An 18,614-nucleotide genomic window follows, 5' to 3' on the forward strand; every position below is an offset into this window, starting at 1 on the left:
AAGCCCTCGGGCATGGCGGAACCGGTGGCTTCACCCGATGGCCGGCGGTCCTCCCGCCTCGCCCACCGTGCGGAGCCCCCGGTATGCCTCTCGCAGCTCGGCCGCTTCGGGAAGCCGCAGTGCCTCGACGGCGGCGACCACCTCGGCCGCGCGCCAGTGGTTCGACGGCACGAGCACGCCGCTCGCGATCGCCGCATGGGTCAGGTGGACGGCCTCGTCAGGTTGATCGGCGGACAGTAGTGCCAGCGACAGGTCCAAGCGCGCGGACGCGGCCCGACGCGGACGCGGCGGGCCTTCTTCCGCGGATTCCAGCCGGGCGAGGACCCGCCGGGCGTACGGCTCGGCAGACGGGTCTCCGAGCCATGACAGCGTCGTGGCGGCATAGGCGTCGCCTTTCGCCGGGTCGTATCGGTAATGATGCTCAGGCCGGTCGGGCATGGGCAACGGCTCTACCAGCCGGGCGACCCGATCGAGCGACTTGTGGGTCTCCGGCCGGGCGCCGAGCCGTGCCCAGGCCCGGCCCTCCTGCGCCGTCGCCTGGACATAGGCGGAGCTGCTCTTAGGCGCAACCGTCTGCGCCCCCTTGGACAGGGTCACAGCGCGCTGGTAGTCGCCGTCGGTGAGGGCCCGCCACGCCTCCGTCTCCAGGCACCACGCCGCGATCTCTGGATGGTCGGCGTGCTCGGCCATCTGAGCGGCCGCCCGCAAGCGCGCCGTCGCGGCCGACCGTTGGTGGAGGTCGGTGTGGCAGGTCGCCGCCAGGAGCGACAGCCATCCGCCGACGACCAGCAGGCGGCGATGTTCCGTGAGCGTCTTGCGGCCATCCAGCAGTTGCATGACGTAAGAGAGGGTCCGCCGAACGCGGCGGAGCAGTTCGGCCGGTGGCGTGCCGGGGTAGGCGATGGCGAATTCGTCGACGACCATCTCCAGCACCTCGAGCGTCTCCGCTCCGACATCGCTGGCGGCCGCTCGACGTGCCAGTTCGAGGGCTTCGAGCTCGTCATCGAAGTCCGCGGCGTCGGGCAGTTCGGCCATTGCGGGGCGCAGGAACAACGCCGCCTCAGGCACACCGAACGCGGTGGCGTAGGCGCCGGCCCAGTCTCGGGGGAAGTGCCTTCCGTTCTCCCAGTCGCGAATCTGCCGGGTGAGGGAGTCAAGTGATCCGTATGCATGGCCGGCAGCGCGCAGGAGCCGCCGGGCCATCTCCCGCTTGTTCCAGCCGCGCGCCTCACGCTCGGCTCGCAACCGTACGGCCCATCCAGGACGTTCGCTGTCGCTCATCCGCGTGCACCAATCGCAAGCCTCGAACATACGGAGGGCGAGGTCTCCGCGCCTTCTCCGCCAGTATCCGTCTCCCGGCACCAGGTGCGCAGGGCTTCACTGGCTGTGACCAAGAGGAACTCAGGGAGGAGACGGTCACGGTGCACGCTCAACGGTCCTCGGACCCTCCACGGCTCTATTCCTGGACTGTCGCGGGTGGAGCGGGCGCCGGAGCCATTGGCGTCACTGACGACCACGACCTTGCCCTGAACAATGTCGTGGATGCACTGAAGAGCGCCCCGGCCGGATCTCGCGGACTCGTCCACCGCGTGATGCTGAGCTTCCACCGCGTCGCCTATGTCTATGAGGGCCTTGGCTCGCTGCCGGATCGACCCGGCCGGGGATGTGGCATGGGACGACATCCCTCCGCCGTCCGCGTGGACCCATGTCCGGCCGATGTACACCGACCCCGGCCAAGCCCTCGACGACGCCATCCCGCCCGAGGCTCTCGCCGCCGGCTTCCTCGACCTCCAGGCGCACAAGGAGCGTCTGGAACAGACCACGGCCTCCAGTACGACGGACGGGCGGTGACCCGTGGGCATCTCGTGGGTCTGAAAACGTGGACGTGCCGAGCGCGGACGGCACGTCCACACCATCCCCGGGATGGAACTCCCGGGAAGGCGCCGGAGTCAGGCCAAGCCCCCGTGGCCCGGCCGGCGCGCGTACGGCCACGGCGCCGGTCTGGTCATTCCGGCGCCGTGGCCGTCGCTCGGTACTCGTTGGGGAGAAGCGCCCGAACAGGGCGGGCCCAGAGATCCTGGATCGTCGGCATCAGCGCTAGGCACGCACGTCGCGGATGACGCCGACGAGGTCGCGGGTGACGGAGCGGAAGCCCGGCAGCCGCGACATCGACACCATGCGCTTGACCAGCGGAACCGTACGATCGACCAGCAGGTAGGTCTTGCGGCAGCCCGGTGAGCTGTCATGCACCCAGTACAGAACGATGCCCATCGAGTAGAGCCACAGCAGTTCGGGCAGTTCCTCGCGGAAGTCGGAGTCGATCTTCAGGTTGGAGCCGTCGACGACCTCGCGGTAGATGGCGATGGCGCCCTTGCGGGACGGGCCCGACTCGGCACTGAACGGGTTGAGCGGGCTGGTCGGCTCGGCGGCGAACTTGAAGAACTTCCCGGCGAAGGCGTGGTAGGGCACCATCGTGTCGATTCTGGCCTTGAGCACACCCAGCAGCCGTGGCGCGAAGTCGCGCTCCCGGTCGAGCACCGCACGGCAGGCGGCGTTGTGCTCCTCCTGCAGTTGGTCGTAGTACGCCTGGATCAGCTCTTCCTTGGAACCGAAGTAGTAGTAGGCGTTGCCGACCGAGACGCCCGCCTCCTTGGCGATGCCCCGCATCGTCGTCGCCTCGTAGCCACGTTCACGGAACAACCGGAGCGCCGTCTCGACGATCAACGTCCGGGTGTGTTCGGACTTCACGGCCTTGGGCTCGGTCACCCTGCGATCGTAGTCGCGCGCCACGGCGGGTCCGGGCCGAGAGCGCGCTCCCCGCCGGTGCCGTACCACCCGCTCCCCTGTTCACCACCCGGCCGCCACCAGCCGTCACCGGCCCCCGCCTCGGGCCGGCAACGGCCACGAGCACGCCCCGTCCACGTCCCCCACGACCGTCCCGGCCGCGATCCGGCCAAGCTCCCCCTCGGTCGGCCCGGCGTCGTCGCTGGTATCGACGGTGAGCAGCCGGCCGCCGCCGAGGTCCACGGCGACCTTCCGGACGAACGTTGTCTCGTCGTGCGGCTCCAGGGTGACGATGCTACGGGCGGGGCGGCCCCCGATCCGCAGCGGAACACCCCGGCGGGGCAAGGCGCCGCGGCTCACAATGACGCTGACCGAGCGCAGGGCACTGGACGCGAGCAGGTCCGCCCGGCAGCCCGAGTCGGTCGCGCGCACAGCGAAGAGGACGGTGACGTACGACCGCGGCAGCCAGCCCACCGACAGCGGCTGTACGACCGTCGTCGCCCCGTCGGGGACCACCGATCGAGCGACCCGCTCGGCATCGTCGCACGTGCCGAGATTCAGGGTCTCGACGGACACCACCTGTCCGGCCGTGGGCCGCCAGGCCACCACGCACCTCCGGCCGTCCCGGAGCCGCAGGGCCGGATGCCCGCGGACGGTGAGCCGAACCGCCTCCGGCTGCCGCCGGAGCGAGTCGAAGTAGTCCTCAAGACCGCCTTGCGTGCGCCCGCTCGCGCTGACCGAGAGCAGCGGAGCCCGCTCGTTCGAGGTGCCGTCGCCGCGCAGCGCCGACGACCAGATGCGCTCCTGCCGCGCTCCCTTCCTCGGACCGACCCTGCGCGTCACCTCGGCCAGGCCCGGTGGCACCCAGGTCGGCCGGTAGAGGAGCGTCACCGACGCAGGCGGCGTGTCGAGCGGGACCGGACGTTCGATCGGCTCCGGCCGCTCGGTCAGCGCGTACCGTCCCACCATGACGGCGGGCACCGCCACGGCAGCGGCGAGGGCGGCCGCGACGCCCCGGGTGATCGCACGCCGCCGGCGGGCACGCTCCGCGCGCACCCCGAACCGTGCGAGCACCTGGCCCGGGTCCGGTGCGTCCGCCGCCTGCCGCTCGAACTCCTGGCGGATCAACTCGTCGGTGGTCATCCGGCTCCTCCCGGCGGAATCATGACTTGGCGGAATCACGTCGCGGATCCGGCCTACGGTGTTCGAGCCTGAGCCCGGAGAGTGCGCGGGACTCGTGTGAACGCACGGTCGCCTCGGAACAGCCGAGAACGCCGGAGATCTCGGCGGTGGTCAGGCCCTCGTAGTAGCGGAGCGCCAGCACGGCCCGCTGCCGAGGCGGGAGCGCCGCCAGCCCGGACCAGATCGCGTCGCGTTCGTCGAATCGGCGGGCCGGGTCGTCCTGCGGTTCGATGGCCGCGTCGAGCGTCCGGTCCGCGGCCGGGACCTCCCGAGAGGAGCGCCGCCGCCGCCACGACAGGTACTCGTTGGTGATCATCCGTTTGAGGTACGCCTCCGGCGCGTCCATCGCGCGGATCCGCCGCCAGCGCCGCTGCGCCCGGATCAGCACGTCCTGGACGACGTCCTCGGCCCGATGCGGGTCACCGGTGAGGGCCGTGGCGAAGCGCAGTAACGCGGGAAGTCGTGCGGCGAGGAACTCCTCGAAGCCCACCGGAACTCCTCATCTCCCGACCCTCGGTCCTCGGTCACTCCTTCAACGTCCCGAGCGGGCCCGTTCGTTGAGTCGCGGCACAACGGAAAACGGCCCGGAGTGACTCCGGGCCGTTCACCTGCGAGTTCGTCGTCTCCGGCGGGCGGTCAGGCCGGCTCGGCCGCGATCGTAGTCGCGCGCCGTCGTATTCCCCGGCTCCTCGGGCGAGCAAGTCCGCTGGAGCAACCGGCCACCCAACCCAGCGGCGCAGTCACCCGGCTACCCGACAGCCTCTGACTGAGCGCGGCGCATCACGGGCCTGCCGCCCGAAAACGGTCGCGATACGCCGTCGGGCTGAATGCGAAGAAGTGCCCGAACCGGCGACTGGCGTAGTTGGGATCGGACCAGCCGACCATCCTGCCGATCGCCGCGACGGAAAGCTCCGTCTCGATCAGCAGCGCCGCAGCGCGTTCCGCACGCAGCCTGCCCAAATAGGTCATCGGCGGCATGCCGAACCGCGCGGTGAACAGGCGCGCCAAGTAGGAGGGCGACAGGTTCACCGAGGCGGCGAGTTCGGTGAGAGTCCAGGGGTGCTGGATGTCGTCTTCCAGCAGTCGTGCCGCCGCAGGTACCGCGGGGTGCATGTCACCGGCCGGGACCGGAGGGAGGGCGGCGGTCGTTCCACCGAGCACGCAGAGCAGTAGCCCCACCCGTACGGCATGCGCCACTCCGGCCGCATCATCGTTAAGCGCGGCGAAACCTGCCTCGGCGACCTGAAGCGCCGCGGCATCGAGCTGGAGCGAAGTGCAGGAGGTGTTCAGCACTCGGCCGAGCCGTGGCTCCGCGCGCAGCCAGGCCAGCTCGTGCCGGAACACCTCCGGGCCGACGTAGACGTTGTGCACCACCAGCCCACGGCAGTCTCGGTAGCCGTGCCAGTCCCCGGGGCGCAGCAGCACCGCCGATCCACGCTCGAGGGCCCACTCACCGCCGGCCGAGACGTGCGTTGCCGTGCCCGCGGTGACCACGGCCAGCTCGATGAAGTCATGGCCGTGGGCCTCGGTATCGCGCTGCAACTCGTACCGCTCAAAAACGACCGGCGGACGGCCCGGCGCGAGGACATCGGCCCGCCGAACGCGGTGCATCGACACTCCTCTCGCCCGCAGACAGCAAGATTGTGCTAGGGCCCGGCGCTCCTGTGCTAGCCGCCGGACCGCCACGACAGCGACGGTTACCAGTATGAACATCGGCACTCAGCACTCGCGCACCACACCGGACGACCTCAGCGACGAGATGGTTTCGGCCTACCGCCGGGAGGGTTTCATCCACCTGCCCGGGGTCATCTCGGCCCAGGACGCCAAGCGGTTCGCCGACGCGGCCATGACCGCCCGGCGTGCCCTGACCGACCATCACTCCGGAGCGATCTTCACCCAGCTGTTGCAACTCTGGCAGCACGACCAGACGTTGCGTGAGCTGACCCTGAACCCGGACCTGGCCGACCTCGCGACGAAGCTGGCCGGGGTCCCGCTGCGGCTGTGGCATGACCAGCTCCTGATCAAGGAACCGCGCAACGGAGCCGCGACCGAGTTCCACCAGGACCAGCCGTACTGGCCGCATGCCGGGTCGCGGCATGCGCTCTCGGCCTGGATCGCGCTGGTGGACATCCCCGTCGAGCGCGGCTGCATGACCTTCATCCCGGGCTCCCAGCACCTGGACGGACTAAGGCCGCAGGACCTCGCGGACAGCGCGGATCTGCTCGGGCTGGCTCCGGAGCTGATCTGGGAGCGGCGGGTGACCGTGCCGCTGCGCGCGGGCGACTGCACGTTCCACAACGCCCACCTCGCGCACAGCGCCACCCCCAACTTCACCGACGATCCCCGCGTCGCACACGTCGTGATCTACGTGGACGCCGATGTGACCTTCGCCGCCGAACCCTCGCATGTCGTCACCGACCGGCTCGGCCTCACCGTGGGCGGCCCGCTGCCCGACGAGCACTTCCCCCGCTTCGGCACTATCGGGTAGCGCGGAGCGCCTGGATGGACCAGTCGAAGGCCGGGTCAGCGTCGGTCCGGATTGTTCCCGGCCGGATTCAGCACGTCATCGGGTGAGTTCGGCCGCCACCAGTTCGGCGATCTGCGCCGTGTTGAGCGCCGCGCCCTTGCGCAGATTGTCACCGCACAAGAAGAGGTCGAGTGCCCGGGGATCGTCGAGCGACCGGCGCACCCTGCCCACCCACGTCGGGTCGGTGCCGACGACATCGGCCGGGGTCGGGAACTCGTACGCCTCGGGGTGGTCGACGAGGACCACACCCGGCGCCCCGGCGAGGACGGCCTGGGCCTCCCGCTGGTCGACGTCGCGATCGAAGACCGCGTGGACCGCGAGAGAGTGAGTGGTGACCACGGGGACGCGCACACACGTCGCGGACACCCGGAGGTCGGGCAGGCCGAGAATCTTCCGGGACTCGTTGCGGACCTTGAGCTCCTCAGAGCTCCAGCCGTCCTCCTTGAGCGAACCGGCCCATGGCACGACGTTGAGGGCCAGCGGCGCGGGGAACGGCCCGAGCCCGCCCACGACACCGCGGATGTCACCCGGCCGCTCACCGAGCCCACGCTTGCCCGCGACGCGCTCCAGCTGGTCGTACAGGGTGTCGACGCCCTCCTGGCCCGCACCGGAGGCGGCCTGGTAGGAGGCGACGACGAGCTCGCTCAGCCCGTACATCTCGTGCAGGACGCCGATCGCGACGATCATCGACAGCGTCGTGCAGTTGGGGTTGGCGATGATGCCCCTCGGCCGGTGGCGTACCTGCTCCGGGTTGACCTCGGGCACGACGAGCGGAACGTCGTCGTCCATGCGGAAGGCACCCGAGTTGTCCACCACGACCGCGCCGCGCTCGGCCGCGACCGGGGCCCACTCCGCCGACACCGCGTCGGGCACGTCGAACATCGCCACGTCGACGCCGTCGAAGACCTCGGGGGCGAGTGCGACGACCTCGACCTCTTCACCTCGTACGCTCAGCTTGCGACCGGCCGACCGGGGCGAGGCGACCAGGCGGATCTCGCCGTACACGTCCTGGCGGGTGGAGAGGATCTGGAGCATCACCGAGCCGACGGCGCCCGTGGCGCCGACGACGGCCAAGGTGGGCCGGTCGGCGCGGGCGCCGGGGTAAGCGCTCATCTGCCGGTGCCTCCGTAAACGACCGCCTCGACCTGATCGGCGTCGAGGTCGAAGGCGGCGTGCGCACTCTGCACCGCGGCGTCGATGTCGTCCTGGTCGACGATGACCGAGATCCGGATCTCCGAGGTGGAGATCATCTCGATGTTCACGCCCGCGTTCGCGATCGCGCCGAACAGCCGCGCGGTCACCCCCGGGTGCGAGCGCATGCCCGCACCGATGAGCGACACCTTCCCGATTCGGTCGTCATAGCGCAGCGATTCGAAGCCGATCCGCTCCTTGACCTTGTTGAGGGCGGCCATCGCCGTCTGTCCGTCGGTGCGCGGCAGCGTGAACGAAATGTCCGTACGCCCGGTCGCGGCGGCCGACACGTTCTGCACGATCATGTCGAGGTTGATCTCGGCGTCGGACAGCACCTGGAAGATCGTGGCGGCCTCGCCGACCTTGTCGGGCACCCCCACAACGGTGATCTTCGCTTCGCTCCGGTCGTGCGCCACACCGGAAATGATCGCTTGCTCCATCTCGCCGTCCTCGGTGTCCGTGGCCTCGATGCTGTCCCTGACCCACGTACCCACTCGCTGGCTGAACGAGGACCGCACATGGATCGGCATGTTGTAGCGCCGCGCGTACTCCACACAGCGCAGGTGCAGGATCTTGGCTCCGCACGCGGCCATCTCGAGCATCTCCTCGAAGGAGATCTGCGGGATGCGCCGTGCGGACGGCACGATCCGCGGGTCGGCGGTGAAGATCCCATCGACGTCGGAGTAGATCTCGCAGACATCGGCGTTGAGCGCGGCGGCCAGTGCCACGGCCGTGGTGTCGGAGCCGCCCCGGCCGAGCGTGGTGATGTCCTTGGAGTCCTGGGAGACCCCCTGGAAGCCGGCCACGATGCAGATCGAGCCCTCGTCCAGGGCGCTGCGGATCCGGCCGGGCGTCACGTCGATGATGCGGGCCTTGCCGTGCGAGCCGTCGGTGATCACCCCGGCCTGGGAGCCGGTGAACGACCGCGCCTCATGACCCAGATTGGCGATGGCCATGGCGAGCAGCGCCATCGAGATCCGCTCTCCGGCCGTCAGGAGCATGTCCAGCTCACGCCCCGGCGGAAGCGGACTGATCTGCTCGGCCAGATCGATCAGTTCATCTGTCGTGTCACCCATCGCCGACACCACGACGACGACATCGTTGCCCGCCTTCTTCGTGGCGACGATGCGCTGGGCGACCCGCTTCACACCGTCGGCGTCGGCGACGGAGGAGCCACCGTACTTCTGCACGACAAGGGCCACGAGTGTGCGCTCCTCGGATCGGGATCAGGAGTACCGGCCGTCGAGTCTACCCAGGTCGTGGACCCGTGACATGACCAGTGCATCCCGCAAGGTGAGACACCGGTATCAGGGGGTGGCGACGGGCTCGGTCTCGACGTCGAGCCTGGCGCCGGCCACCACGGCGTGCAGTGCCCTCAGCGCCGCACCGGCGTGGTTGCCCCAGTGGTTGAAGTAGCTGTACTGCCACCACCACAGGGCCTCCAGCGGGCGGCCCTTCTCGTAGTGCCGCAGGCCGTGGATCAGATCGCTGGCGACGTCGACCAGGTCGTCGGAGAGCCGGTACGACGTCGACTCGTTGTCCTTGTACGGGTCGAAGACCTCGGTGTAGTCGTCGACGAGGGCCAGCCGCTCGGCGAGCCCCTGCCGTACGGCGTCGAGGTCGGGGTCCTCGCCCACCTCGGGCTCCCAGTTGTCCGGCAGGATCACATCGGCGCTGGCCCCGAGCTGCGCCCCCGCGAGGATCACCTGCGAGACCTCGAGCAACAGCAAAGGCACGGTGTGCGCGCCCGCCTCACCACGCGCCACCGCCTCGAGCCCGCCGAGGTAGTTCCTGACGTGGAGCGCCACCCGCTCGGCAAGGGTGTTCCAGTCCTCTGCGGTGTTGAAGTCTGCGGTGTTGAAACTAGACATCGAGGAGCCTCCTTCCTTCGAACGCGCGGCCCAGTGTGACCTCGTCCGCGTACTCGAGGTCGCCTCCCACGGGGAGGCCGCTGGCCAGGCGGGTAACAGTGATGCCCATGGGTTTCACGAGCCTTGCGAGGTAGGTGGCCGTCGCCTCACCCTCCAGGTTGGGGTCGGTGGCGAGGATCAGCTCGGTGACCTCACCATCGGCGAGGCGCTGCATCAGTTCCTTGATGCGCAGTTCCTCGGGGCCGATCCCCTCGATCGGGCTGATCGCCCCTCCGAGCACGTGATAGCGCCCGCGGAACTCGCGGGTCTTCTCGACCGCGACGACGTCCTTGGACTCTTCGACGACACAGATGATGCACGGATCCCGTCGCGGGTCGCGGCAGATGCGGCACTCCTCGGCCTCGGCCACGTTGCCGCACGTTCGGCAGAACCGGACCTTGTCCTTCACCTCCTTGAGCGCGTCGCTGAGCCGGCTCACATCGGCCGGATCGGCGGCGAGGAGGTGAAAGGCGATCCGCTGCGCACTCTTGGGACCGACGCCGGGCAGCCTGCCCAACTCGTCGATGAGGTTCTGGACGACGCCTTCGTACATCGATCAGAGCCCGGGCAGACCAGGGAAACCGGCTCCGCCGAGGCCCTCGGTGAGCGGCCCCATCTTCTCTTCCTGGATCTCCTGGGCGGCACGTCCGGCGTCGCGGATCGCAGCGAGCACCAGGTCGGCGAGCGTCTCCGCCGTGTCCTGCGGGTCACCGGGATCGATGGCCTTGGGGTCGATGACCAACTCCAGGATCTCGCCCGTGCCGTTCACCGTCACGCTGACCAGGCCGCCGCCCGCCGTGCCTTCCACCTCCGTCTCCACGAGCTCCTGCTGAGCGCTGAGTAGTTGCTCATTCATGCGCTGCGCCTGCTCCAGCACATGTTGGAAGTTCAGCTCACCACCGGATTCCACGGTGCTCTCCTTTGCAAGTCCGTCTTCCCGAGACTACGGGTTCCGGCTTCGATGCGGTATGCGGACCCACCCCTGGGGCGCCGCCATGCGGCCCGCCGGGAGGGAGCGGACGGTCAGGTGTTGTCGATCTCCCTGATGATCTGCCCGCCGAGTTCTCGCTGAATGAGCGCCATGCCGTTGACCTCGGTTTCGGCCCCCGCGTCCGCGTCCCCGTCGGGATCGACCTCGTCGCTCTCGTCCATCGGAGGAGGCTCGTCGGGCGGTGGTGGCGGCGGCGGTTCCGCGGGGCGCTCCCGCCGCGCGGCCGGAGCCGCGCTCGGCCTCGCGGGTGGTGCGGCAGGCGCGGGCGCCGCCGGCCGTGCGGGGCCGGCTCCGGGCCGTACCGTACGGGGGTCGGCGAGCAACGTCTCGACCCGCCAGTCGACACCGAGGTACTCCTTGAGCACCTCGCGGAAGACGACTTCTTTGCCGCCGACGGAGAAGCCTTTGCGCTTCCCCTCCTCGGCGAAGGCGACGGTCAGCACGTTGTGCTCGACCGAGGCGGGCTGCGTGCCGTCGAGCATGATCCAGGCGACCTTGCTCCGCTGCTTGACCGCTTCGAGGATGTCACCCCAGGCACCATGGACCGCGCCGATGTCCAGGCCCGCTCCGGAAACGGGTGCGGACGCTGCCGCGGGCACGGGCACGGGCACGGGCGCGGCCGGGGGCGGCGGGGGTGCGGAAGCGCGCTGCACCTGCGGCCGGGCGGGCGAGTGATCTGGGTCGGGCTCGGGCGCCCGGGGCGGCGGCGCGGGTGCCCGTGCGCCGTCCCCGCGGGTCCGGCCGGCCCGGTCAGGGGCTCCGGCGGGCGCCGGAGAGTTATCCACAGAACGCCGTTCGGCTTCCGCGGGAGCGCCGGGGCGCTGGACAATGGAAGTGGGGTCGCCCCCCTGGGCGGGCGGGGGTTGTACCGGGGCCGGCGGGCGCACCGTGGCTTGGGGAGTGTGGGCCGGTCGCACCGGAGCCGGGTGGGACGGGGCCTCACCACCGCCCATGGCGAAGCGCCGCTCGATGCGGTCGAGCCGGGCGAACACCGAAGCCTCGTCGTCGTAGGCCCCCGGCAGCAGGATCCGGGCGCAGATCAGCTCCAGCAGCAGCCGGGGCGACGTCGCACCGCGCATCTCGGTCAGGCCCGTGTGCAGCAGGTCGGCGGCCCGGGTCAGCTCGCCGGGACCCATGGCGGCGGCCTGCTCGCGCATCCGCTCGAGTTCGTCCGCCGGCATGTCCAGGAGCCCGGTGGCCCCGGCGTCCGGCACGTTCGCCAGCACTACGAGATCGCGGAATCGCTCCAGCAGATCGGCGGCGAACCTGCGCGGGTCCTGCCCGCTCTCGATGACCCGGTCGACGGCGGCGAAGACGGCGCTTCCGTCCCGCGCGGCGAACGCGTTCACGACCTCGTCCAGCAGCGTGGAATCGGTGTATCCCAGCAGCGAAACAGCGCGCGCGTAGGTGATGCCGGCCTCGTCGGAACCCGCGAGCAGCTGGTCGAGGATCGACAGCGAATCGCGGGCCGAGCCCGCTCCCGCCCGGACCACCAGAGGCAGCGCCGTGGCCTCGTACGGCACCTTCTCGGACTCGAGGATCTGCTCGAGCAGCTCTCGGAGCACCCCTGGCGGCATCAGCCGGAACGGGTAGTGGTGGGTGCGGGACCGGATCGTCCCGATCACCTTTTCCGGCTCGGTGGTCGCGAAGATGAACTTCAGGTGCGGCGGCGGCTCCTCCACGAGCTTCAACAGGGCGTTGAAGCCCTCGCGGGTGACCATGTGCGCCTCGTCGATGATGTAGATCTTGAAGCGCGCGGCCACGGGCGCGAAGAAGGCGCGCTCACGGAGATCACGGGCGTCGTCCACTCCACCGTGCGACGCGGCGTCGATCTCTATGACGTCAATGTGGCCCGAACCCGCCGGCCCCAGCGCGACACAGGAGTCGCACTCGCCGCACGGGTCCGGAGTCGGGCCCTGCTCGCAGTTGAGCGAGCGGGCCAGGATGCGCGCGCTGGAGGTCTTGCCACAGCCGCGCGGACCGCTGAAGAGGTATGCGTGATTGACACGACCGTTGCGCAGCGCCTGCTGGAGCGGCTCGGCGACGTGTTCTTGCCCCTTGAGCTCGGCGAACGTCGCTGGCCGGTACTTTCGGTACAGAGCCAGACTCATGGGGGTCCGTCCAGGTCAGAAAAAGGGGACCCCCCGCACACCCGTCAGAGCCTGCTTATCCTTGCTGCCTTCCGGCCCTGGGGAGGTTCACAGGATGACGCCATGCGAGGGGTCTTCGCTGAGTCTATGGCATCCGAGAGGTGAGTTCGTTCAGGTCCGCCGAGTCCATAGGCTCGCTTCCCATGAGCCACATCTTTCACATCGCCGAGCGGGCGGACTGGGACGCCGCGCGGGCGGCCGGCGGGCCGTACGAGATCTCCACCCGGGGCCGTACCCTGCGGGAGGAGGGGTTCATCCACTGCTCGCGCGACGAGGCCCAGGCCGGCGAGGTGCTGCGGGCCTTCTACGCGGGCGTCGGCGACCTGGTCCTGCTGGAGATCGACACAGCCCGGCTGGACGTGCCCGTCCGGCACGAGCCCGCCGACGGTGACGTCTTCCCGCACATCTACGGACCACTGCCGCTCGACGCCGTCATCCAGGTACGGCCACTGCCCGCGAACCGGTAAGCTCATCGGCGGAGGATTCGCCTAGTGGCCTAGGGCGCACGCTTGGAAAGCGTGTTGGTGGCAACGCCTCAGGAGTTCGAATCTCCTATCCTCCGCCAGCTCTGACCAGGCAGAACACGAGGCCGGTGCCCACGGGGCACCGGCCTTTGTCGATCTTTGGTCTCCTTCTCAGTCTCATACCGGTAGCAGCGATGTGCCGGGCGTCATGCAGCCGAGCATCCCGGAGTCCGGCCTTCTCTCAGCAGAATGTGGCGCGGGCCCGCCCGACGGGCCGCCTGGCGGGGCGGTCCGATCGTGGCGAGCCTGCGACCGTCAAAACGGGTCTGAGACCGTCACACGGGTCAGAGGGAGCCGCGCCCCCAGGGGCCGGTGATCGCGAGGGTGACGCCGGGCGTCTGGATGTTGACGAACAGCCACTCGCCCTTCGGGTCGAAGGTCGCGCCGGCCCACTCGCTCCAGCTGTAGTCCCCGGGCTCCACGGACTTGCCCGGGATGCCACCAGAGGGAACGACCAGGTTGTTCTGGGCGAAGTGGAAGATCTCGCCGTCCTGGGTGAGTCCGCGGAGGAACTGGTTGCCGGAGCCGTCGTCGCACAGCATGATCCCGCCACGCGGGCTCACGCACACGTTGTCAGGGTTGTTGAGAACGCCGGTGTCCGTCGGGGCGATCAGCACCTTCAGCCGGTTGGCCCTGAGGTCGTACACGAAGACCTGGCCCTCCCCGGTCGGGCCGCCGCCCGAGGCGACGAAGAAGACCTTGCCGTCGTGGTAATAGGCCCCCTCCAGCGCGGCGAAACTGGCGGCACCCTTGGCGATACCCTGCCGCCCCACGCTGGGCTCTGAGGGTGCGGGGTCGGGGTTGTCGATCCGCACCCAGCTCAGGTCGCCGTACTCGACGCCGGTGGGGTCACTGCCGGTGTCGATGGTGGAACCGCCGATCGCCAGCATCTCAAGGACGCCCTCGTCCAGCTTCCCGCGCTTGTTGGGCCGGAATCGGTACAGCCCGGTCGGGCCGTCGTCCTCGGTCATGTAGACCCAGCCGGTCTTCGGGTCGACCACGGCCGCCTCGTGCACGAAGCGGCCCATCGCCTTGTATGGCTTGGCGGAGCTCACGCCATCGTGCGGCACCTCGAAGATGTAGCCGTGCTGGACTTCACCGTTGCGGAGGTCGGTCTCCTCGCACGACAGCCAGGTGCCCCAAGGCGTCACCCCGCCCCCGCAGTTGCGGATCGTGCCGGACAGGCTCGCCCAGCTCTCCACGAACTCGCCCTTGCGGGTGTCGAAGACGACGTTGCTGGTGCCCCCGCTGGCCATCGGGTCGTAGGCCGCGTCGATGAACGCGCCGTCGAGATCGTTGATCTCGTGGTTGCGCACGATCCAGACCTTGTGGTCCACCCCAGGGTCGCCGCCGGGGCGCTTGCCGGGGTCGCCGGCGAACTTGCCAGGTCGGAACGCTCCCATCCCGTCGTGTGCGCCGGGCGTAGGACGACCATCAGACATGCGGTCGCCCGTCCAGCCGTACGAGATGTACTCGAAGCCCTCCGGAAGCAGGATGAGCTCCAGCCCGGTCGCCTGGTCCCTGACCGGGCGCAGCGGGCCATAATCCGGGCTGCTGTGCGGCTTCGACCTCGGCGCGGCACCCGCCGGCCGAGCGGCCAGCGCGTCCAACGACCCAGCCGCCACCACCCCTGTGGCCAGGACGCCGGAGGACAGCAGGAATGACCGGCGATCGAACCTCATGCGCTCGCTCAACGCATCTCCTCTTGTTGTTACCGCTACTGGCAAAAGCCAGCCATCGGCGTACGAGCCTCTCGGGGGGTCATGAAAACGGTCAGAACATGGCTCATACGCGGAACGGCAGGATGATGACCTAGACCGTTCGATCGGGTGTCCAAGCAGCGAGGGACTAGCGAATCCGTCCCGGCCCCAACGAGTTCACACCGGTCCAGCAAGCCACACGCGACGGCCGGAGGCACAGGTCACGGACCGGTGCACACGCCGCCGAACAGGTGAGCGAAGACTTGGAAAGCGTGTTGGTGGCAACGCCTCAGGAGTTCGAATCTCCTACCCTCCGCACCTGGTTGAGACAGGAACGCAGAGAGGTCGACCCATCCGGGTCGGCCTCTTTCGTCATGTGCCGTCCATTGGAAGCGCCACGTAGACTCCACACGTGATCTTTAAGTCGGTGGGCGAAGGACGTCCCTATCCCGAGCACGGGCTCGAGCCCCGGGACTGGGCGAAGATCCCCCCGCGCCAGGTCCGCCTCGACCAGCTGATCACCACGAAGCGGGAACTCGACCTGCACTCACTGCTCGCCAGGGACTCGACGTTCTACGGCGACCTCTTCCCGCACGTCGTGCAGTGGCACGGCGAACTGTACTTGGAGGACGGCCTGCACCGGGCCCTGCGCGCCGCGCTCCACCAGCGGCTCGTGCTGCATGCCCGGGTACTGGACCTCGACGCCCAGTGAGCGAGCGGCCCCGGCCGAGGTGCCGGGGCCGTACCTCCCTTTCCGGCCTCGGGCCGTTTCGACGGCCATGGGCCCTTTCCACCGCTCTAGCGCCCGTCCCACGGCCCCGCGGCGGCGCTCTGGCCGGGCGTGGTCTTGACGACCACCGTGCGGGCGAACTTGTCGTGCAGGCACTGGTGGTAGGGCTGGTCCCAGAGGTGCCACAGCACATTCAGCAGGCCGAGCACGGGGACCTGTCCCGCCAACGCGTAGGTCCCTGCGCGCTTGGCGGCGGCGGCACCGGTCAAAGGTGCGCGGTCGGGCAGCGCGACGACCCTGGTCTTCATGACGCGCTTGCCGACGGTCTGCCCCGAACTCCCGAGCTGGAGCCAGTCGTAGAAGAACGTGAGGAGCGCCTGCCCCAAGCCGATCAGCAGGCTGTAGGCGAAGAACGTCAACTCCTGCCTCAGCGCCGCCTCGAGGTCGGACTCGTACGGCTGCCCGAAGTACCAGACATAGAGCCAGACCCACAGCGGCGCGACCACCAGCCCGATGATGACGGAATCGATGATCCGGGCGACGAGCCGCTGCCACCACTCGGCGAGGGTCGGGTCCCGCGGCTGCGGTCCGTAGCCGTGCGGCTGAGCTTGGGGGTACGGCTGATAGGGCGACGGCGTCCCGTAGGCGCCGGGCGGCGGACCCGGTGAGGGGCCCGGAACCGGCCCGGGCACCGGTCCCGGCACGCCGTAGGGCCGCCCGTACGGTGGCGGCTGGGACCCGGCCGCCGGGCCGGGATCGGGCAGCGGCTCCGAGGGCGGGGCGAAGCCGGGAGGGTCGTCCTGGGAATCCTGTGCCATGACCAGGATCATCCTCGCCGGGCAGGGCGCCAACAAGGGCGGGGCCGGTTCCTGACACGACGAAGCCCGTTCCACGAGGGAAACGGGCTTCAGCGTGCTCGCTGGTCGGCTTGGCGGTGGAGGTGGGATTTGAACCCACGGATGAGTTGCCCCATCACACGCTTTCGAGGCGTGCGCCCTCGGCCACTAGGCGACTCCACCGCGGGGAAGCCTACCCGACTCTGCGCCGCGTGAAGAACTCGGTGAGCAGGGCCCCGCACTCCGCCGCGAGCACCTCGGCGATCACCTCGGGCCGATGGTTGAGCCGCCGGTCGCGTACGACGTCCCAGAGCGATCCGACGGCACCCGCCTTCGGGTCGACGGCGCCGTACACGACGCGGTCCACCCGGGCGAGCACGGCGGCACCCGCGCACATGGTGCAGGGCTCCAGCGTGACGACCAGCGTGCAGCCCTCGAGCCGCCACGTGCCCAGCCGGGCGGCGGCCCGGCGCAGCGCGACCACCTCGGCGTGCGCGGTCGGGTCGGCGGCGAGTTCCCGCTCGTTGTGACCGGCGCCGGCGACCTGGCCCCCGGCGTCCAGGACCACGGCGCCCACCGGGACGTCACCGGCCTCACCCGCCCGCCCTGCCTCGGCCAGCGCGAGCCGCATCGCCCGTTCGAACTCCCCCTCCGCCTGCTCGGGGAGCCCGCCGGGCCCGGTCGGCTCAGTCACGGATACGGTCGAACTCCTCGGCGAACCCGGTCTGCTCGGCGACGGTCAGCAACGCGTCGCCGGGTAGCGCCCGCTCGCTCAACTCGAGCAGCCGCTTGGCGTCAAGGCCAAGGTCGTTCAGCAGCTCGGGATCGCCGGTCGCCTCACCCTCGAGCGCCGACTCACCGACGAACTGGCTGAGCAGACCGGCCAGGTCGCTGGTCAGGGGGGCCTGCGCATCGGACACGAAGACGCGGGGCTCGTCCTGCTCGTCCAGTCGCATGACCGCGAACCACTGGTCGTTCTCCTCGACGAGCAGCAGCACCGGGTCGCCGGTCGTCTCCATCGCCACCTCGCGCATCACGTCGGCGACGTCGTCTATGCCCTCTGCCTCGGCCAGTTCGGCCTCGGTGCCCAGCCAGCCCTGCTCGGTGCGGGCGAAGACGGCAGCGAAGTACGGCATGTCTCTCATTGTGACCCAGCGGCGACTGCGAAGCATCCGTGTCGGCGATGCGGTACGGGAGATTTCGTCATTCGGGCCGTCCCGGGTCGTCCGGGCAGCCCGCGCGGCCCGGCGGGGCCCCCAGCGACTCCGCCGCCCGGCCGCCCGGCCGGGGCTGCGGGATCAGCCGATGCTGTCGATCGCGCGCTCGAACGAGTGGCCGAAGCCGAGCCGGCCGGCGATGCTCAGCAGCATCTCGTCGGGGTAGAGATCGAGATCGCCGGAGAGCGCGCCGAGCTCCATCTCGTCCAGCCCCAGGTCCGCGAAGATCGACATGTCGCCGACGGGCAGCACCTGATCGAGTTCCTCGTCCTCAGGCACCGGGATGTCGAGGTAGTCCAGGACCTGCCGCGCCAGCGGCCACTCGACCGACGCGGTCACGTCGGAGAGGAACACCATGACCTCGTCGCCCAGCACGCGGATCGCGATGAAGAAGTCGTCGCCGACCGCCGCCAGCCCGATCGTGCCGCCGATGCCGGGCTGCTGCCGCAGAGCATGCACGAACCCTGCGAGGTCCTCGGTGAGTGCGACGGGGAGCAGTTCGGTCTCCCAGCTGTCGTCCTCCCGGAAGACCACAACAGCGAAGTCAGTCATTCCAACGTCCGTCATCTTCACCCCACCGCCGCGGAACCTGCCTGGGAATGGTCGCAGATGCGGAGTGCGGACGCGTGCTCCACCCCGAAACTCGCGTCGCGTCTGTCAGATGATCCGGAACGTATGCATGCGGAGGGCGGCGTGGATGGCGGCGCGGCGGGACCGGCGGGGGGCGACTCTCCGTCGCAGCTCTCTGGCCTCGGCCAGCTCGCACAGGAAGACGGCGCGACGCTGGAGCCGGTCCCGGACCTCCTCGGGGGTCGGTTCTTCGGGTCGTTCAGCGGTCATGCCGAACTACCTTCCCAGCGCAAACGTATCCA

The 18,614-nt window shown here is 69.7% G+C and carries 21 protein-coding genes, 3 tRNA genes and 1 other RNA gene; 6 read left to right on the forward strand and 19 right to left on the reverse strand.

What is annotated here, in order from left to right; all coding sequences use genetic code 11:
• Positions 1 to 30: 30 nt before the first annotated feature.
• Positions 31 to 1,281: a helix-turn-helix transcriptional regulator gene (locus HKK74_RS11275; protein ID WP_187243107.1), complete on the reverse strand. Its 1,251-nt coding sequence runs from the start codon at positions 1,279 to 1,281 to the stop codon at positions 31 to 33.
• 342 nt (positions 1,282 to 1,623) lie between these two features.
• Between HKK74_RS11275 and HKK74_RS11280 the strand changes: the two genes are divergently transcribed.
• Positions 1,624 to 1,851, forward strand: a complete 228-nt coding sequence (locus HKK74_RS11280) for a hypothetical protein (RefSeq protein WP_187243108.1) — start codon at positions 1,624 to 1,626, stop codon at positions 1,849 to 1,851.
• 246 nt (positions 1,852 to 2,097) lie between these two features.
• Here HKK74_RS11280 and HKK74_RS11285 read toward each other — a convergent pair whose 3' ends face one another.
• The 4 genes from HKK74_RS11285 to HKK74_RS11300 all read right to left on the reverse strand — a co-directional run bounded on the left by HKK74_RS11285 (position 2,098) and on the right by HKK74_RS11300 (position 5,577).
• Positions 2,098 to 2,766 (reverse strand): TetR/AcrR family transcriptional regulator, encoded by a 669-nt coding sequence (locus HKK74_RS11285; protein ID WP_187243109.1) that lies wholly within the window; start codon positions 2,764 to 2,766, stop codon positions 2,098 to 2,100.
• Between the two features lie 105 nt (positions 2,767 to 2,871).
• Positions 2,872 to 3,927, reverse strand: coding sequence for a hypothetical protein (locus tag HKK74_RS11290; protein ID WP_187243110.1), 1,056 nt, complete (start codon positions 3,925 to 3,927; stop codon positions 2,872 to 2,874).
• 19 nt (positions 3,928 to 3,946) lie between these two features.
• Positions 3,947 to 4,456: a SigE family RNA polymerase sigma factor gene (locus HKK74_RS11295; protein ID WP_187243111.1), complete on the reverse strand. Its 510-nt coding sequence runs from the start codon at positions 4,454 to 4,456 to the stop codon at positions 3,947 to 3,949.
• A 290-nt stretch (positions 4,457 to 4,746) separates the two neighbouring features.
• Positions 4,747 to 5,577 carry a helix-turn-helix transcriptional regulator gene (locus HKK74_RS11300; RefSeq protein WP_187243112.1) on the reverse strand — a complete coding sequence of 277 codons (831 nt, stop codon included), beginning with the start codon at positions 5,575 to 5,577 and terminating at the stop codon, positions 4,747 to 4,749.
• A 94-nt stretch (positions 5,578 to 5,671) separates the two neighbouring features.
• Here HKK74_RS11300 and HKK74_RS11305 point away from each other — a divergent pair, with 94 nt between their 5' ends.
• Entirely contained in the window at positions 5,672 to 6,454 is a 783-nt protein-coding gene (locus tag HKK74_RS11305; RefSeq protein ID WP_187243113.1) for a phytanoyl-CoA dioxygenase family protein, read from the forward strand.
• A gap of 75 nt (positions 6,455 to 6,529) precedes the next feature.
• On the opposite strand, the gene HKK74_RS11310 is transcribed toward HKK74_RS11305, so the two are convergent.
• The 7 genes from HKK74_RS11310 to ffs all read right to left on the reverse strand — a co-directional run bounded on the left by HKK74_RS11310 (position 6,530) and on the right by ffs (position 12,813).
• On the reverse strand, positions 6,530 to 7,606 hold the full coding sequence (locus HKK74_RS11310; RefSeq protein ID WP_187243114.1) for an aspartate-semialdehyde dehydrogenase: 1,077 nt from the start codon (positions 7,604 to 7,606) through the stop codon (positions 6,530 to 6,532).
• Complete coding sequence (locus HKK74_RS11315; RefSeq protein WP_187243115.1) at positions 7,603 to 8,886, reverse strand: aspartate kinase; 1,284 nt, start codon at positions 8,884 to 8,886, stop codon at positions 7,603 to 7,605. The genes HKK74_RS11310 and HKK74_RS11315 overlap by 4 nt, the downstream gene beginning before the upstream one ends.
• A 105-nt stretch (positions 8,887 to 8,991) precedes the next feature.
• A complete protein-coding gene (locus HKK74_RS11320) occupies positions 8,992 to 9,555 on the reverse strand; it encodes a DUF5063 domain-containing protein (RefSeq protein WP_187243116.1) in 564 nt (187 codons plus the stop codon).
• On the reverse strand, positions 9,548 to 10,147 hold the full coding sequence (gene recR / locus HKK74_RS11325; RefSeq protein ID WP_187243117.1) for a recombination mediator RecR: 600 nt from the start codon (positions 10,145 to 10,147) through the stop codon (positions 9,548 to 9,550). The genes HKK74_RS11320 and recR overlap by 8 nt, the downstream gene beginning before the upstream one ends.
• A 3-nt stretch (positions 10,148 to 10,150) precedes the next feature.
• Positions 10,151 to 10,504 carry a YbaB/EbfC family nucleoid-associated protein gene (locus tag HKK74_RS11330; RefSeq protein ID WP_187243118.1) on the reverse strand — a complete coding sequence of 118 codons (354 nt, stop codon included), beginning with the start codon at positions 10,502 to 10,504 and terminating at the stop codon, positions 10,151 to 10,153.
• A 113-nt stretch (positions 10,505 to 10,617) separates the two neighbouring features.
• Positions 10,618 to 12,696 carry a DNA polymerase III subunit gamma and tau gene (locus tag HKK74_RS11335; RefSeq protein WP_187243119.1) on the reverse strand — a complete coding sequence of 693 codons (2,079 nt, stop codon included), beginning with the start codon at positions 12,694 to 12,696 and terminating at the stop codon, positions 10,618 to 10,620.
• 21 nt (positions 12,697 to 12,717) lie between these two features.
• Positions 12,718 to 12,813: signal recognition particle sRNA small type (gene ffs, locus HKK74_RS11340), an RNA gene on the reverse strand.
• Positions 12,814 to 12,878: 65 nt separating this feature from the next.
• Between ffs and HKK74_RS11345 the strand changes: the two genes are divergently transcribed.
• Both HKK74_RS11345 and HKK74_RS11350 read left to right on the forward strand, forming a co-directional pair.
• Positions 12,879 to 13,202, forward strand: a complete 324-nt coding sequence (locus HKK74_RS11345; RefSeq protein WP_187243120.1) for a DUF952 domain-containing protein — start codon at positions 12,879 to 12,881, stop codon at positions 13,200 to 13,202.
• 10 nt (positions 13,203 to 13,212) lie between these two features.
• Positions 13,213 to 13,300: transfer RNA gene (locus HKK74_RS11350), tRNA-Ser, on the forward strand.
• 243 nt (positions 13,301 to 13,543) lie between these two features.
• On the opposite strand, the gene HKK74_RS11355 is transcribed toward HKK74_RS11350, so the two are convergent.
• Positions 13,544 to 14,953, reverse strand: coding sequence for a PhoX family protein (locus HKK74_RS11355; protein ID WP_246491462.1), 1,410 nt, complete (start codon positions 14,951 to 14,953; stop codon positions 13,544 to 13,546).
• A gap of 216 nt (positions 14,954 to 15,169) precedes the next feature.
• On the opposite strand from HKK74_RS11355, the gene HKK74_RS11360 reads away from it, so the two are divergent.
• Positions 15,170 to 15,275, forward strand: a tRNA-OTHER gene (locus HKK74_RS11360).
• Positions 15,276 to 15,371: 96 nt separating this feature from the next.
• Positions 15,372 to 15,671, forward strand: a complete 300-nt coding sequence (locus tag HKK74_RS11365) for a type II toxin-antitoxin system VapB family antitoxin (RefSeq protein ID WP_187243121.1) — start codon at positions 15,372 to 15,374, stop codon at positions 15,669 to 15,671.
• Between the two features lie 86 nt (positions 15,672 to 15,757).
• Here the strand turns inward: HKK74_RS11365 and HKK74_RS11370 are convergent, their stop codons facing one another.
• The 6 genes from HKK74_RS11370 to HKK74_RS11395 form a co-directional block, all read right to left on the reverse strand.
• Complete coding sequence (locus HKK74_RS11370) at positions 15,758 to 16,507, reverse strand: RDD family protein (protein WP_187243122.1); 750 nt, start codon at positions 16,505 to 16,507, stop codon at positions 15,758 to 15,760.
• A gap of 111 nt (positions 16,508 to 16,618) precedes the next feature.
• Positions 16,619 to 16,708, reverse strand: a tRNA-Ser gene (locus HKK74_RS11375).
• A 10-nt stretch (positions 16,709 to 16,718) separates the two neighbouring features.
• Positions 16,719 to 17,156, reverse strand: coding sequence for a tRNA adenosine(34) deaminase TadA (gene tadA / locus HKK74_RS11380; protein ID WP_187243333.1), 438 nt, complete (start codon positions 17,154 to 17,156; stop codon positions 16,719 to 16,721).
• Positions 17,157 to 17,211: 55 nt separating this feature from the next.
• Positions 17,212 to 17,661 (reverse strand): tRNA adenosine deaminase-associated protein, encoded by a 450-nt coding sequence (locus tag HKK74_RS11385; protein ID WP_187243123.1) that lies wholly within the window; start codon positions 17,659 to 17,661, stop codon positions 17,212 to 17,214.
• A gap of 162 nt (positions 17,662 to 17,823) precedes the next feature.
• Positions 17,824 to 18,309: a tRNA adenosine deaminase-associated protein gene (locus tag HKK74_RS11390; RefSeq protein ID WP_187243124.1), complete on the reverse strand. Its 486-nt coding sequence runs from the start codon at positions 18,307 to 18,309 to the stop codon at positions 17,824 to 17,826.
• Positions 18,310 to 18,399: 90 nt separating this feature from the next.
• Positions 18,400 to 18,582, reverse strand: a complete 183-nt coding sequence (locus HKK74_RS11395; RefSeq protein WP_187243125.1) for a hypothetical protein — start codon at positions 18,580 to 18,582, stop codon at positions 18,400 to 18,402.
• Positions 18,583 to 18,614 lie beyond the last annotated feature (32 nt).

The organism is Actinomadura alba (genome assembly GCF_014323705.1).
GTDB classification, from domain to species: Bacteria; Actinomycetota; Actinomycetes; order Streptosporangiales; family Streptosporangiaceae; genus Actinomadura_C; species Actinomadura_C alba.